23 protein-coding genes are annotated in these 12,353 nt (G+C 62.9%); 11 read left to right on the forward strand and 12 right to left on the reverse strand.

All coding sequences use genetic code 11. From position 1 onward, the window contains the following. The first annotated feature begins 7 nt into the window (after positions 1–7). Complete coding sequence (locus J7347_RS00395; protein WP_209160348.1) at positions 8–235, forward strand: AbrB/MazE/SpoVT family DNA-binding domain-containing protein; 228 nt, start codon at positions 8–10, stop codon at positions 233–235. A gap of 2 nt (positions 236–237) precedes the next feature. After that, positions 238–621 carry a type II toxin-antitoxin system death-on-curing family toxin gene (locus J7347_RS00400; protein WP_209160350.1) on the forward strand — a complete coding sequence of 128 codons (384 nt, stop codon included), beginning with the start codon at positions 238–240 and terminating at the stop codon, positions 619–621. Here J7347_RS00400 and J7347_RS00405 read toward each other — a convergent pair. Next, a complete protein-coding gene (locus tag J7347_RS00405) occupies positions 618–1,070 on the reverse strand; it encodes a YaiI/YqxD family protein (RefSeq protein ID WP_209160352.1) in 453 nt (150 codons plus the stop codon). The two genes, J7347_RS00400 and J7347_RS00405, sit on opposite strands and share 4 nt — an antisense overlap. 128 nt (positions 1,071–1,198) lie before the next feature. Here J7347_RS00405 and J7347_RS00410 point away from each other — a divergent pair, with 128 nt between their 5' ends. Further along, complete coding sequence (locus J7347_RS00410; RefSeq protein WP_209160354.1) at positions 1,199–1,390, forward strand: hypothetical protein; 192 nt, start codon at positions 1,199–1,201, stop codon at positions 1,388–1,390. 4 nt (positions 1,391–1,394) lie between these two features. Here J7347_RS00410 and J7347_RS13390 read toward each other — a convergent pair whose 3' ends face one another. Continuing rightward, entirely contained in the window at positions 1,395–1,526 is a 132-nt protein-coding gene (locus J7347_RS13390; protein WP_255362940.1) for a hypothetical protein, read from the reverse strand. Between the two features lie 195 nt (positions 1,527–1,721). Here J7347_RS13390 and J7347_RS00415 point away from each other — a divergent pair, with 195 nt between their 5' ends. Both J7347_RS00415 and J7347_RS00420 read left to right on the forward strand, forming a co-directional pair. Next, positions 1,722–2,066, forward strand: a complete 345-nt coding sequence (locus tag J7347_RS00415) for an HPF/RaiA family ribosome-associated protein (protein WP_209160356.1) — start codon at positions 1,722–1,724, stop codon at positions 2,064–2,066. A gap of 158 nt (positions 2,067–2,224) precedes the next feature. Beyond that, the gene (locus J7347_RS00420) at positions 2,225–2,809 is read left to right on the forward strand and encodes a fasciclin domain-containing protein (RefSeq protein WP_067677795.1); all 585 of its coding nucleotides are present in this window, start codon (positions 2,225–2,227) and stop codon (positions 2,807–2,809) included. A gap of 113 nt (positions 2,810–2,922) precedes the next feature. On the opposite strand, the gene J7347_RS00425 is transcribed toward J7347_RS00420, so the two are convergent. Then, positions 2,923–3,531 carry a hypothetical protein gene (locus J7347_RS00425; protein WP_209160358.1) on the reverse strand — a complete coding sequence of 203 codons (609 nt, stop codon included), beginning with the start codon at positions 3,529–3,531 and terminating at the stop codon, positions 2,923–2,925. 109 nt (positions 3,532–3,640) lie between these two features. On the opposite strand from J7347_RS00425, the gene J7347_RS00430 reads away from it, so the two are divergent. Together J7347_RS00430 and J7347_RS00435 are read left to right on the forward strand one after the other, a co-directional pair. Further along, the gene (locus J7347_RS00430) at positions 3,641–4,090 is read left to right on the forward strand and encodes a hypothetical protein (RefSeq protein ID WP_209160360.1); all 450 of its coding nucleotides are present in this window, start codon (positions 3,641–3,643) and stop codon (positions 4,088–4,090) included. Positions 4,091–4,097: 7 nt separating this feature from the next. After that, positions 4,098–4,553, forward strand: coding sequence for a DUF3429 domain-containing protein (locus tag J7347_RS00435; protein WP_067677896.1), 456 nt, complete (start codon positions 4,098–4,100; stop codon positions 4,551–4,553). On the opposite strand, the gene J7347_RS00440 is transcribed toward J7347_RS00435, so the two are convergent. Then, positions 4,550–4,885, reverse strand: coding sequence for a DUF962 domain-containing protein (locus J7347_RS00440; protein ID WP_067677893.1), 336 nt, complete (start codon positions 4,883–4,885; stop codon positions 4,550–4,552). The genes J7347_RS00435 and J7347_RS00440 overlap by 4 nt on opposite strands. A 131-nt stretch (positions 4,886–5,016) precedes the next feature. On the opposite strand from J7347_RS00440, the gene J7347_RS00445 reads away from it, so the two are divergent. Then, positions 5,017–6,147, forward strand: a complete 1,131-nt coding sequence (locus J7347_RS00445; RefSeq protein WP_348521526.1) for a PAS domain-containing protein — start codon at positions 5,017–5,019, stop codon at positions 6,145–6,147. Between the two features lie 10 nt (positions 6,148–6,157). Further along, on the forward strand, positions 6,158–6,553 hold the full coding sequence (locus J7347_RS00450; protein ID WP_245173744.1) for a response regulator: 396 nt from the start codon (positions 6,158–6,160) through the stop codon (positions 6,551–6,553). An 81-nt stretch (positions 6,554–6,634) separates the two neighbouring features. On the opposite strand, the gene J7347_RS00455 is transcribed toward J7347_RS00450, so the two are convergent. Next, positions 6,635–8,062 carry a S41 family peptidase gene (locus J7347_RS00455; protein ID WP_209160364.1) on the reverse strand — a complete coding sequence of 476 codons (1,428 nt, stop codon included), beginning with the start codon at positions 8,060–8,062 and terminating at the stop codon, positions 6,635–6,637. A gap of 243 nt (positions 8,063–8,305) precedes the next feature. On the opposite strand from J7347_RS00455, the gene J7347_RS00460 reads away from it, so the two are divergent. Continuing rightward, positions 8,306–8,920, forward strand: a complete 615-nt coding sequence (locus tag J7347_RS00460) for a YbhB/YbcL family Raf kinase inhibitor-like protein (protein WP_348521527.1) — start codon at positions 8,306–8,308, stop codon at positions 8,918–8,920. 74 nt (positions 8,921–8,994) lie between these two features. After that, entirely contained in the window at positions 8,995–9,246 is a 252-nt protein-coding gene (locus J7347_RS00465; protein ID WP_006833160.1) for an SWIB/MDM2 domain-containing protein, read from the forward strand. A 14-nt stretch (positions 9,247–9,260) separates the two neighbouring features. Here the strand turns inward: J7347_RS00465 and J7347_RS00470 are convergent, their stop codons facing one another. The 7 genes from J7347_RS00470 to dapD all read right to left on the reverse strand — a co-directional run bounded on the left by J7347_RS00470 (position 9,261) and on the right by dapD (position 12,282). Continuing rightward, entirely contained in the window at positions 9,261–9,665 is a 405-nt protein-coding gene (locus tag J7347_RS00470) for a DoxX family protein (protein WP_209160366.1), read from the reverse strand. Between the two features lie 126 nt (positions 9,666–9,791). After that, positions 9,792–10,214 carry a DUF1810 domain-containing protein gene (locus J7347_RS00475; RefSeq protein ID WP_067677776.1) on the reverse strand — a complete coding sequence of 141 codons (423 nt, stop codon included), beginning with the start codon at positions 10,212–10,214 and terminating at the stop codon, positions 9,792–9,794. 5 nt (positions 10,215–10,219) lie between these two features. Beyond that, complete coding sequence (locus J7347_RS00480) at positions 10,220–10,564, reverse strand: DUF3140 domain-containing protein (protein ID WP_209160368.1); 345 nt, start codon at positions 10,562–10,564, stop codon at positions 10,220–10,222. Then, a complete protein-coding gene (locus J7347_RS00485) occupies positions 10,564–10,758 on the reverse strand; it encodes a DUF3008 family protein (protein ID WP_209160369.1) in 195 nt (64 codons plus the stop codon). Before J7347_RS00485 ends, J7347_RS00480 begins: the two co-directional genes overlap by 1 nt. Further along, the gene (locus J7347_RS00490) at positions 10,758–10,985 is read right to left on the reverse strand and encodes a DUF2945 domain-containing protein (protein WP_067677767.1); all 228 of its coding nucleotides are present in this window, start codon (positions 10,983–10,985) and stop codon (positions 10,758–10,760) included. Before J7347_RS00490 ends, J7347_RS00485 begins: the two co-directional genes overlap by 1 nt. Positions 10,986–11,065: 80 nt before the next feature. Beyond that, on the reverse strand, positions 11,066–11,371 hold the full coding sequence (locus tag J7347_RS00495; protein WP_067677760.1) for a hypothetical protein: 306 nt from the start codon (positions 11,369–11,371) through the stop codon (positions 11,066–11,068). Between the two features lie 86 nt (positions 11,372–11,457). Next, positions 11,458–12,282 (reverse strand): 2,3,4,5-tetrahydropyridine-2,6-dicarboxylate N-succinyltransferase, encoded by an 825-nt coding sequence (gene dapD, locus J7347_RS00500; RefSeq protein ID WP_209160371.1) that lies wholly within the window; start codon positions 12,280–12,282, stop codon positions 11,458–11,460. Between the last annotated feature and the right edge of the window lie 71 nt (positions 12,283–12,353).

The following is a 12,353-nucleotide window of genomic DNA, read 5'->3' on the forward strand; positions in this document are numbered from 1 at the left end:
TAACCGTATGGATAAGCCCCTCAAGATCACCAAGATCGGCAATTCCGCCGGGATCGTCCTGCCCAAGGAGGTGCTGGCGCATCTCGACCGGAAGGTGGGGGACGAGCTGACGCTGGTGCTCAGGCCGAACGGTATCGAGCTCGTCGGCGGGGAACCTGATTTCGAGGAGCAGATGGCGGCGGCGCGCAAGGTGATGGCGGCGCGCAAGCGCGCGCTGCGCGAACTGGCGAAGTAGCCTTGGCCCGCAAATGGGTCTGGATCGCTACCGAGGTGGCGCTGGCGGCGCATGCCGAGCAGCTGACCGAGCATGGCGGTGGTGACGGCATTCGTGATGCCGGAATGCTCGATAGCGCGATGGCACGTCCGCGTAACCTTGCCGATTACGGCGAACCTGATGTGGCCGATCTTGCAGCAGCCTACGCTTACGGCATCGCGCGCAACCATCCGTTCGTCGATGGGAACAAGCGCACAGCAGCGGTAATCAGCGAAACCTTTCTCATGCTCAACGGTCAAGCCTTGCAGGCGACCGATGCCCAACTTGTCGTGGCGTTCGTCGCCCTGGCCGCTGGCGAACTGTCGGAAGATGAACTTGCCGACTGGTTCCGCCAGCACCTCGTCTAGCGCATCCCTGCCAGCACCCGGTCCAACGCCTGAAGGAATTTCGAGCGATCCGCCTCGCTGAACGGCGGCGGGCCACCGCCCATGCCGTCCATCCCGGCGCGCAGGCCTTCCATGATGGCGCGGGTGGCAAGGGCGCTGCCGATGTTGGCGGCGTTGAAGGGTTTTCCGTCGTGTCGCAGCACCGTTGCACCCGCGTTGCAGCAGCGTTCTGCCAGCAGGATGTCGGCAGTGATCACCACGCTGCGCGGCCCGGCGTGTTCCGCGATCCAGTCGTCCGCCGCGTCGAAACCGTCGCTCACCACCACGCGCTTCACCCGCTCGCTCACCGGCACGCGGAAGGGGCTGTTGCTGACGACGCGGATATGCGCGCCGTATCGTTCGGCCACGCGGTAGATTTCCTCCTTCACCGGGCAGGCATCGGCATCCACCAAGATCGTCACAGGGTTCATGCGCGCCGACCTAGCAAATACGCACCCCGCGAAACAGCGGAACGAGCGGCTTCCCTGCGCGGGGTGAACCGTTCGGGGCGAGGCGCATCCCCGCTGGCCTTCGCGGCACAACCCGCCCATAGCGGCGCATGGCCGATCTCTATCGCAAGAACCTCGAATCCGAACGCCGCCAATTGTGGGCGACCTGCCGCCTCAAGGGATTGAAGCGCGACACGCCCGAGCGGCTTCGGATCGCCGAGATCGACCGGCTGCTGGCAGAGCACAAGGCGAAGGCCTCCAGCCCGAGCGCGCAACTGCCGGTCGAGCGCGAAGAGGGCTAGGCCCTCACGAGTTCTTCATATTCTCCAGGCCCTTGACCGATCCGGGCTTCACGCTCGGATTGGAAGCGTTGGTCTTGACCTTTTCCTTCTTGGGTTTGCGATTCTCGCGGCTCTTCTTCTGCTGGCCCTTGGCCATGGTCTCTTCCAATCGGGGCGGAAGGCCCCGCAGCGACCCTACGCGGCTTTTGCAAAACCCTTGCATCAATTCGGTTTCTCGCGGGCGCTCGTCCATCGGCTGGCAGGTGCGGTGCGAGCGACGGCGCGGGGGAACGCGCCACCGGGCCATCCGTTTTCAGAGGAGTAGTCACTAACGGCCAGGAGGACCCCCATCATGCAAGTTCAATTCAATTCCGACAGCTCGGTCATGGGCACGGAAAACGTCGCCGAGCGGATCGAGGTGGCAGTGCGCGAGAAGCTGGCACGGTTCGAAAGCAAGCTGACCCGGATCGAAATCCATGTGCGCGACGAAAACGGCGCGAAGCACGGGGCGGACGACAAGGCCTGCACGATCGAAGCGCGCATCAGCGGCGGCAAGCCCATCGGCGTCACCGGCAAGTCCGACACGGTCGATGGCGCGGCGCGCAAAGCGGCGAACACGCTGGCCCAACGGCTGGAGCGTCATCTCGGCAAGGCGGACAAGCATAAGCACGACCCAAAGCCCGAAAAGGTTATGTGACGATCGCTGGACCGTAAGAGGCCATCTTTCGGCCTCTATTGGAACCAGGCGCCGAGGCGTTCGTAGCTAGGGATGAAGGCGCGGGGATCGGAAGACCTGAACAGGTCCGAGCCCCGCGCCAATGCCTATCCTGGCTTACCACTCTCAAGGAGCAATTCATGAAGAAGCTCACTATCGCTCTCGCCTCGGCCGCCACTCTCGCGCTGGCCGCCTGCGGCTCGCCCGCCGAAGAAGACACGACCATGACCGAAGATACGGCGATGGCCGATCAGATGGCGAATGACGACATGGCTGCCGGCACGGTGGTCGAAGTCGCGCAGGGCAATCCCGATTTCTCGACGCTGGTTTCGGCCGTGACATCCGCCGATCTGGCGACCACGCTGTCGGGCACCGGCCCGTATACGGTGTTCGCGCCGACGAATGCGGCCTTCGAAAAGGTCCCGCAGGAAACGCGTGACGAGCTGATGAGCCCGGCCGGTCAGCAGGATCTGGCGAACATCCTCACCTATCATGTCGTTGAAGGCAATGTCGACGCTGCAACGCTGACGCAGGCTATTCAGGATGCAGGCGCCGATGGTTACACGATCAACACCGTCAATGGCGCCACGCTGACTGCGATGATGGACGGCGACAATGTCGTCCTTCGTGATGCGGCTGGCAACACGGCGATCGTGACCCAGACCGATGTGGAAGCGTCAAACGGCGTCATCCACGCGATCGATACGGTGCTGATGCCCGAATAATTCGGTCGGCACAGTAAGATAAAAGAGAGGCGGCTCCGGTTCGGGGCCGCCTTTTTTGTGCCTGGTTGCGCTCGAGTTTCGAAGGGCCTTTTCGCCCTTTCGCGGAAAGGAATTCAATCTATCGAGGGGGAAGGTGGCGGAAGCGTTACCGGAGCCGACACATCGAGCGGCTGGACCTGATCGGGTCCGATGGCGGGCGGTGCCATGTCGGAACGGACGGTTTGAGCCTGAGGTTCGGGCGCCATCGCGACCCTCGTCCGGCTAGGCACGTTTCGAGTGACCGTCACACCGTATGCCTGGCTCTGATGGGCATTCCCGCCCGCGCGGCTCCATTCGCTGTCGGCGAAGCCGGGATCGGGCTGCCAATCGCCACGTTCCAGCGTGGCCATTTCCGCATCCCATGCGCGGTCTTCCGCCGCGAGAGCGGCGTCGTAATGCGAATAGCGGCGATTGCGGTACAGTCCGCGGTTCCGCAATTCGCCGACTTCGAACCGGCCTTCGGGCGTTTCTATGGCGTATTGGTCGGCGGGGCGTTCCGCGGTCCGGGCGAGGCTCGGTGCGTCGGAATCGGCCTGGAAATCGTATCCCGGCCGCTCGCCGCCCACGCTGGCGCGCTGGAGAATTTCCGCATCGCCGATCTGCGCACCGATAACCGCGCCCCCGGTCGCACCGCCGATGGCGATGACTGCTGCGGCGAAAGCGATTTTCGGAGCGAGCCTCATGGTGGGAATAACGCATCAATCCGCCTTCGCGTTCCGATCCACGAGGCGATGTTAGATCGCGGGCGCCAGACCATTGAAGCGCCGCCCGCCATGTCTCATAGGACGGACGATGATTGCTCCCTCTCTTCGCATGGTCTTTTCGGCTTTCGGCGCGCTGACACTCGCGGGGTGCGGCGCGAGCGGCGGCGGTCCCGATGCGCGCGAGACGACTGCGTATGACGGGATTGCGAGCGGCGAGGCGATCCTGCTGTCGGGCACCGAACCGTTCTGGAACGCGCGGATCGAAGAGGGCACGATGCGGTATACGACCATGGAAGATCAGGAAGGGCGCGAATTTCCGGTCGAACGCTTTGCAGGGAATAACGGCCTCTCGTTCAGCGGCACGATCCCGGGCGAAGGCGGGAAATCGATCGACGTCGCCGTCACGCCGGGCGAATGCTCGGACCGGATGAGCGACCGTACCTATCCCTTCGTCGCGACCGTGGTGATCGGCAGCGAGACGCGCAGTGGCTGCGCCTATACCGACCGGCAGCCGTTCAGTGGGCCGGATCGGCCATGAGGCGCGGGTGACCGGTCAAGTCCCGCTTCTGCCCCGCCTGCTTGGCCTCGGGGGCCTGCTGCCGCAGATCGCCTGCGTCGCCGTGCTGTATCTCGGGCCGTCCGATTGGCGCGAACCGGCGGTGCTCATTGCATTCGCCTATGCGGCGCTGATCTTCACCTTTCTGGGCGGGACATGGTGGGGGATCGCTGCCTCGGCACCCGCAGCCGAACGGCGGCGGACGCTCGGCTGGGTCTGGATCGCGGCGGTGCTGCCCAGTCTGATCGCGCTGGCGGCGTTCCTGCCCTTCGTGTTCGACCTGATATGGCCGGAACCTTCGCTGGTCGCGCTTGGCGGGGCGATCCTGTTCAGCCCGCTGGTCGATCGCGCTCTCGGGCCGCTCGCGCCGCGCTGGTGGCTGGCCTTGCGCATTCCGCTCTCGCTCGGCCTCGGCGCGCTGACGATCGCCGCCGCGCTCTCCTAAATCCGTCCGACGCCTGCCCGTTCGAGCTCGGGGCCGAGCCGTCCGGTCAGCCATAGCCACCACATCTTGAAATCCGCTTTCAAGCTCCAGGCGGGGTACGTGAACGTGGCCGGGCGGTTCTTCTCGACGCCGAAATGCGCGATCCAGGCGAAGAAATAGCCCGCGATCGGCAGCGCGACGAGCAGCCACCAGTTGGCGGTGACGAGCGCGACCACAGCAAGCGCGACGACCAGGCTGGTGCCGATATAGTGGAGCGCGCGAGTGCGCGGCTTGGAATGCTCACGCAGATAGAACGGCCAGAATTCGGCGAAGGTGGTGTAGATGCGGGCCATGGCAAGCAGCTTGCGTTCCTGTTGCAAGTGGGTCAAGTCGAGCGCGCAAAGTGCACAGAGCGGAACGATTTTGGGCGACGAGCGTGGTCAGGTGACGTGGGACAGGCTCGAACCGACAGCAAGGATCCGAAGTGAAGGATGACAGCGAACACCGGTCGGAGGATCGGCCCTCCAGCGATGCGCCGGACGGGACGCAAGATCGCGACGGTGACGAGCGGTCCAGCAACCAATCGCAAATGCTGTTCGACGAAAGCCCCGGCCGCTTTCTGGCCTCGCGCGGAGAGGGCAAGTTCGAAGGCGCTTCGGGCATGCTGTTCGAACAGGCCATGGCGCAGACCCGCATGGCGATCTGCCTCACCGATCCCAACCAGCACGACAATCCCATCGTCTTCGCCAATCGCGCCTTCCGCGAGCTGACCGGCTATGACGAGGACGAAATCCTCGGTCGCAATTGCCGCTTCCTCCAGGGGCGCCGCACCGATCGCGAACAGGTTCAGGCCATGCGCCGCGCGATCGAGAGCGAAGAGGTCACGATCGTCGAATTGCTGAACTATCGCAAGGACGGCAGCGCGTTCTGGAATGCGCTGCATCTCGGGCCGATCTACAACGATGCGGGCGATCTGATCTATTTCTTCGGCAGCCAATGGGACGTCACCGACGTCAAGAGCGCGCGCGCCGGAGAGCAGCATGCCCGTGTGCTGGCCCGCGAATTGTCGCACCGCATGAAGAACATGTTCGCCGTCATTTCGGGAATCGTCACGGTCAGCGGGCGGATGCACAAGATCGAGGGCGAGGCGGCCGAAATCAATTCGCGGATTCAGGCGCTGGGCCGCGCGTACGAAACCACGCTGGACGACGCGGCCAGCGGATCGATCGAACTGGGCCCGGCGATCCGTGCGATTCTTGAACCCTATCGCATGGCGGGCATGGCGATCTCGATCGACGGGAACGGCGCTCGCGTACCTTTCGGCAGCGTATCGGTGATCGGCCTCGTGCTGCACGAATTCGCCGCCAATGCGGAACAGCATGGCGCCTGGTCGACCGAAGGCGGCAGTGTCACGGTGGACTGGGGCATCATCGAAAATGGTGAAAAGGCGCGGCTGGAATGGCGCGAAAGCGGCGGACCCAGGATCGACGAAGCGACGATCGAGCCGGGAGTTGGCACGGCGATCATGGACCGCATCGTTCGTTCGGCAGCCGGGAAAATCGATCGGGTGTGGAACCCGGACGGTTTGAAGGCGGTTGTAGAGGTAACGATATAGGATGCCTGTCTTGCCTGATCCGATCTCGATATTGCTGGTGGATGATGAACCCCTGATCCTGATGGACCTGGAATTCGCTGCCGAAGATCGGGGCTTCACGCCATGTTGTGCGTCCTGCGTCGGGGAAGCGATGAATCATATCGACGAAGGCGTCGATGTCGCCGTTCTGGATTTCAATCTGGTGGGGGGCGAAAATTGCCTGCCGATCGCGCGCGAACTGACCAAACGCTCCATTCCCTACATCATCCATTCGGGCGATGCGGACCGGCAGGAAGACGTATTCGACATGCTCGACGCGGTTTACGTTCCCAAGCCCGCATCCTCGGACAAGGTCATCGCGACTGCTCTGGTCGAGCTGCGCAACGCACAGAACGACGATGCGCCGAGTGCGGCCGCTGCCCAATAGCGAGCGTCTAGACACGCACTCCAGATGAAACGGGGCGACGGATTGCTCCGCCGCCCCGAAAATTTCTGAGCCAGACCTCGCCTAGAACAGGCCCGGTACTTCGCGTTGCGCAGGGGTGGGGATCCTGGGCTGTAGCAATTGCTGCCGGTTGCCTGCCGATTGCATCGTCTGGTCCTGTCCGCCGCTGATCGGCGTGCAGGTGCGCCCGCCCAGAAAGTCCAGCGCTGCGCTGATGGACGTTTCGTTGGGATCGCCAAGAGCTTCGAAAATTCCGTCATTCGCTGCGCAGGTCCGCTGCACCACGCTGGCAAGACCGGTGAAATATTCGCCCTGATCGTTGGCATTGGTCGTCTTGAACGCCACCGCGCGGAAGCGATCGTCGCAGGCCGAGCGATCGAAAGCGAATTGGCCGACGGGCTTTCCGAATGTATTGGTGCCGACCAGCGCGAGATTATTGCCGAGATAGGGAATGAAGGAATTGGTCACCAGCTCGCTCGCCGAAGCCGTGCCGCCGCGTCCGATCACAGCGATCTTGGTCGCCGAGATCGCTTCCGACTGGGCCGTGAAGCGATCCACCTCGTTCTCGGACGATTTCGACGGACGCAGCACGGTCTTGCTGAAGACCTGCCCGCTCTTGTCCGCTGCCATCAGATCGCCGAGCAGTTCCGCAACCGAAACCAGCCCGCCGCCATTATAGCGCAGATCGAGGATGACCTTGGTAATCCCCTGATTCTTGAACTGCTGGAACGCGGTGCGCAATTGCGGCCCCGCATCCTGTACGATGAAGGTGCGCAGATTGATGTAGCCGACCGGTCCGGTCCCGTCGTTCAGGATCTTGACGCCGTAGCGATCCGAGATCGGGTCGAGCGAGAATTCGGTCTTGCTGATATTGGCGTTGCGTTCGGTGCCTTCGCGCGTGCGGAAGGTGAACGAACGCGAAAGGCCGGGGTCCGACGGGCCAAGCGCATTGATCACCGCCTGCGGGCCGCCGCTCGACATCAGGGACGCGACCGACTGGCCGCCGATGGTCAGCAATTCGGTGCCGCGATCCATGCCCGCCTGGAAGCCCGTTCCTGCCTCGAACGCTTCGAGCACGAAGACGCGATTGGCGCTGGTATCGTAGCCGAGGCGAATGCCGAAGCCGGCGCTCGACCCGTTCTGGATCAGCGCGTTTTCTTCCTTGATCGAGGTGATGTAGGTGAAGAAGCGATCCTTCGACTGCGCACGTGCCGGGGCCACCAGCGCATCGATATAATCCTGAATATCCGTGTAGTTCGCCGCATTGACATTCGTCGCAAGCAGATCGGGGAACAGATACCATTCATTCAGCACGTCGCGCACGAATTGCTGGCGATTGGCCAGAGAGCAGCTGTCTCCGCCGGTAGCGGGCGGCGGCGTCGGCGTGGGCGAGACGTTGACCGGCGGCGCGGAAGAGCTCGACCCGCCGCCTCCGCAAGCGACCAGCGAAAAAGCGAGCGTAGCGGACAGGACCGTACGGGCAAAAGCCATAGATGCGACTCCGAATAGATGATTGCGATATCGGGAGAAGCTTCTCCCCCCGGACCAAGCATCTGTCAGTGTGCCTTAATCGTGGCTGAGTGCCAAGCACAGACGGTCGATCGACGCAGCGCTGCTTAAAAAAGGGGTGTTTTCGGATAAAAACGGTGCATAGTCCGCGCTTTCCCATGGCATCGCGATACGGCGCAGCCCACAGGAAGCGATCGAGAAAAGGCAATCGAAGGATTAAATAGCGTGAGCGATAGTCAGACCTGGGTGACCCGCGCGGTCGGTGGTGGAGCCTTCGCCAACGATCTGGCGATCGCGCGCTTCGGTTCGGAGAAGCTGCTCGGTCGTTCGGGCTTTGCGCTGACCAGCCCGGCCTTCCAGCATGGCGGCGAGCTCGATCCCAGCTTCACCGCGATCGAGGAAGATGCCGTCGCGCCGCCGCTCGAATGGACCGCTCCCCCGCCCGGAGCGCAGGAGATCGTTCTGATCGTGGAGGATGCGGACGCCCCAGCGGACAAGCCGCTTTTGCATTGGCTGGCATGGGGCTTCCCCGGCCAGCGCGGCAAGCTGTTCGAAGGCGAGGTGCCGCCGCGCGCTGGCAAGAATGCACGCGGCAATTCCGAATGGCTGCTGCCCGATCCGCCGATCGGCAAGGAGCATCGCTATGTGTTCCAGCTGTTTGCGCTCGATCTGCCGATGACGCTGATGCCCGGCGCCAGCCGCGAAGACGTCGAAGCCTCCATCGAGGGCCATATCACCGCCTGCGCGGTGCTGACGGGGCGGTTCGAGGGGCACGAGCGCGAAGAACTCGATCTCGAAGAGGATCTCGGCATCGATCCGGACGATCTCGATCTCGACTGACCATTACCCAATGGTGCGCGCTCCGTGCCGGGGCCGCATCTCGATAATACAAGCCTGACAGGAAAGGACATATCATGGCTGGCAAGAACAACGCATTGCAGAAGCCGGTGAATCTCTCGCCGGAACTCGAAAACGTCGTGGGCAAGGGCCCGATGACGCGCGCTCAGGTCACTTCCAAAGTGTGGGACCACATCAAGGCGAACGATCTGCAGGATTCCAAGGATCGCCGCATGATCAATCCGGACGACAAGCTGGGCGCGGTGATCGGCAAGGAACAGATCTCGATGTTCAAGATGACCGGTGCCGTTTCCAAGCACATGAGCTGATTACAACCGCGTGATCAGTGTGGCCGGCGGCGGAACGGCCAGTCCGTTACGCCGCCGGCCCACAGCGCCCACCAGACGATGATCGGTTGTGCGATCATGCGCGGAACATGATAGGCCAGGCCTAGCCCCTGGTCGGGCCGCGCCATTTCGAGCGCGAAGTGATTGATATTGGCTGGGAAGACGCAGACGGCGTAGAGTCCGAGCCCGATCGCGCCCGCTTTCCGTAACGATGTCGACCACCCCTGCACCAGCGCGGCAGCTCCAAGAATTTCGGCGATACCGGTCAGGAAGACGATCTCGGTCGGGAAAGGCAGCCCGCTGGGCATGATCGCAAGAAACGGGCGTGGCGCAACCAGATGGAGCACCCCCGCAATCGCATAGAGCAGCGCGAGGACGAGGCGTAGGACGGTACGGATCATGTCCTCGCTCTCTTAAGACGTGCGAACGCTATCCGGTAGGGGCCTTGGCGTTCGCGAAGCGCTTGGTCCTTCCAGCGCAATCGTTATTCAGGATGGCCGCTCGGCTTTTTCGTCGATGACGGCAGGCTACAGGCGCTCCAACGTCAACGGGTCGCGTTCCCCGTCGTAAAACTGTTCGAGCGCCGCGATGAAAGCGTCCGCATCGGCCGCCGACGCTTCGAACAGGGTCATGGAACTGCGGAACTTCATCGCGTCGACCGTTCCGAGAATATCTTGCGCCGACAAAGTCCCGGCCCAGTCGAGCATGGCTTCGGTCGCCTGCTCCAGCCGGTCCCCCAGAACGGGGTGATCGGCGAAACGACGCGCCTCGCTTCGACCGGACAGGGCATACCGCGCCGCCATCGCGCTCGAACCGAGGCCAGCGATCTGGGGAAAGACGAACCACATCCAGTGGCCCTGTTTCCTGCCCGCCTGCAATTCTTCCAGAGCCGTGTCGAAAACATCGTCCTGTGCGGCGAGAAAATGGTCGAAGCGATCGGCGTCGGCCATGCCCGTCAGTCCGATTTGAGCGGATCGTGGCCCCAATTCATCAGGCTGTACCGCCAATCCGTATCCTCGACATCGCCGTCCGGCCTCTGGGCGAGGTGGCGGTGAATATAGCCGACCACCTTGTCCATGTGGTCCCACTGGCTGTCGGTGAGATCGTCCTTGTTGGTGCGCTTGATCTCGACGATCCTTCGCCCGGACTTGTGGCCGGTGCTCTCGCTTCCGTCACTATCGCCGACCGACTTGGACTCCTCGGTATCGAGCCAGTCCTCAAGCTCCTTGGGCGCCATGTTGACGCAGTCCCGAAATTCGGACCAGGTCTCTTCGCGATCGTCGTCGGTGTCGGAGGCCATCAACTGTCGTCCTCATCGACATGCTCGGGCAGACCGTCGAGGTCGGTGGAGGCATAGTCCTCCAGCTCCTCTTCGCTCATACTGTCGTACATCTGCTTCGAAGCGCCCTGAAGGTCGCCCACCTTGGTCTCGCCGCGCTTGGCCGACAGAGCGGCTCCAGCGGCTTTCTGCTGCGCCTTGCTCCGAGCGGGCATCAGTTCTTCGCCGACAATTCGCTGCCGCGCTTCAGCACCTCGTCACCGTCTTCCTGCTTGATCAGATAGGCGGGATTGTCTTCCGTGCCATCCTTGGTGACTTCGCTACCCTTGAGCGTGCGCGTCACTTCGCGTTCGAAACGCTCCTTGATCTGGCCGCTCGCCGTGCCGTTGCCCCATTCCCATTCGACATACTGGTCGGTCTGGTAGCTATTGGAATTGCTCACGGAAATTCTCCTCGTACAATGTCGAGGAGTTCAATCCGTCAGAGCGAAGGGCGTTCCTGAAGCTGCGGCGGAGCGGGCCGTCAGTTTTCGACCGTTTGCAGCGGAGTGCCGTCTGTCGCGTCGTTGCCGGTGCCTTCGATATTGTCGGCATCGTCGATTTCGATGCCATCGATACCGGCCTCTTCGTCCTGCGCCTCAATCCGATCGGAAACGTTGACTTCGGATTCGACTTCGCCCTGCGAAGCCGCGCCGAAAATCCAGACGGCGGAAAGCAGGATGACGGCCAGCACGGTGCCGATGATCAGGACCCAGCGAACCACGCCTTCTTTCGAGCCGCCGCTGGCTTCGGTTTCGGAGACGTGGGTTTCGTTGCCTTCGCTACGCATGTGTCGCTTCTTCCCTTAAGATCAGGCGCGGTCGGTGTCGGATCGTTACCGCCTGCAGTCCCTAATGTTCCCTCTCGCGCGGCGCGTCAATCGCGCAGCAGCTCGTTGATGCCGGTCTTTTCGCGCGTTTGGGCATCCACCGTCTTCACGATCACCGCGCAGGCGAGCGAGGGGCCGCCGTTGGGATCGGGCAGAGTGCCGGGCACCACGACCGAAAACGGCGGAATTTCCCCACGCGTGACCTTGCCGCTCGCGCGCTCGACGATCTTGGTCGATTGGGTGATGAAGACGCCCATCGCCACCACCGATCCTTCGCCCACGATCACGCCTTCGACGATTTCGGAGCGTGCGCCGATGAAGCAATTGTCGCCGATGATCGTGGGATTGGCCTGCATCGGTTCCAGAACGCCGCCGATTCCGGCACCGGCCGAGATGTGGCAGTTCTCGCCGATTTGGGCGCAGCTGCCGATGCTGGCAAAGGTATCGACCATCGTGCCTTTGCCGACATAGGCGCCGATATTGACGAAGCTGGGCATCAGCACGCAGCCGGGCGCGATATAGGCACCTTCCCGCGCCACGGCGCCCGGCACCACGCGGAAGCCCGCCTCGCGAAAGCGCGCATCGTCCCAGCCTGCAAACTTGCTCGGCACCTTGTCGAAAGCCGGATGGCCGGCGCTGCCGCCTTCCATCACGCGGTTGTCGTTGAGGCGGAAGCTAAGGAGAACGGCCTTTTTAAGCCACTGATTGACCTGCCAGCCGCCATTACCATCGGGCTGTGCCACGCGCGCCTCGCCGCTGTCGAGCATGGCGAGCGCACGTTCGACGGCATCGCGCACGTCGCGACTGTCGGGCGTGACCGAGGTCCGGTCATCCCAGGCAGCTTCGATGGCTTGGGCGAGCTGTGCGGTCATTGGGACAATCCTTGAACGAGTGATCGAAACGAGCGGTCGAGGCGCTGTTAGATAGATGGGTGCGAACGGGC

It is taken from the genome of Erythrobacter sp. A6_0 (assembly GCF_017744235.1).
Lineage (GTDB): Bacteria > Pseudomonadota > Alphaproteobacteria > Sphingomonadales > Sphingomonadaceae > Qipengyuania.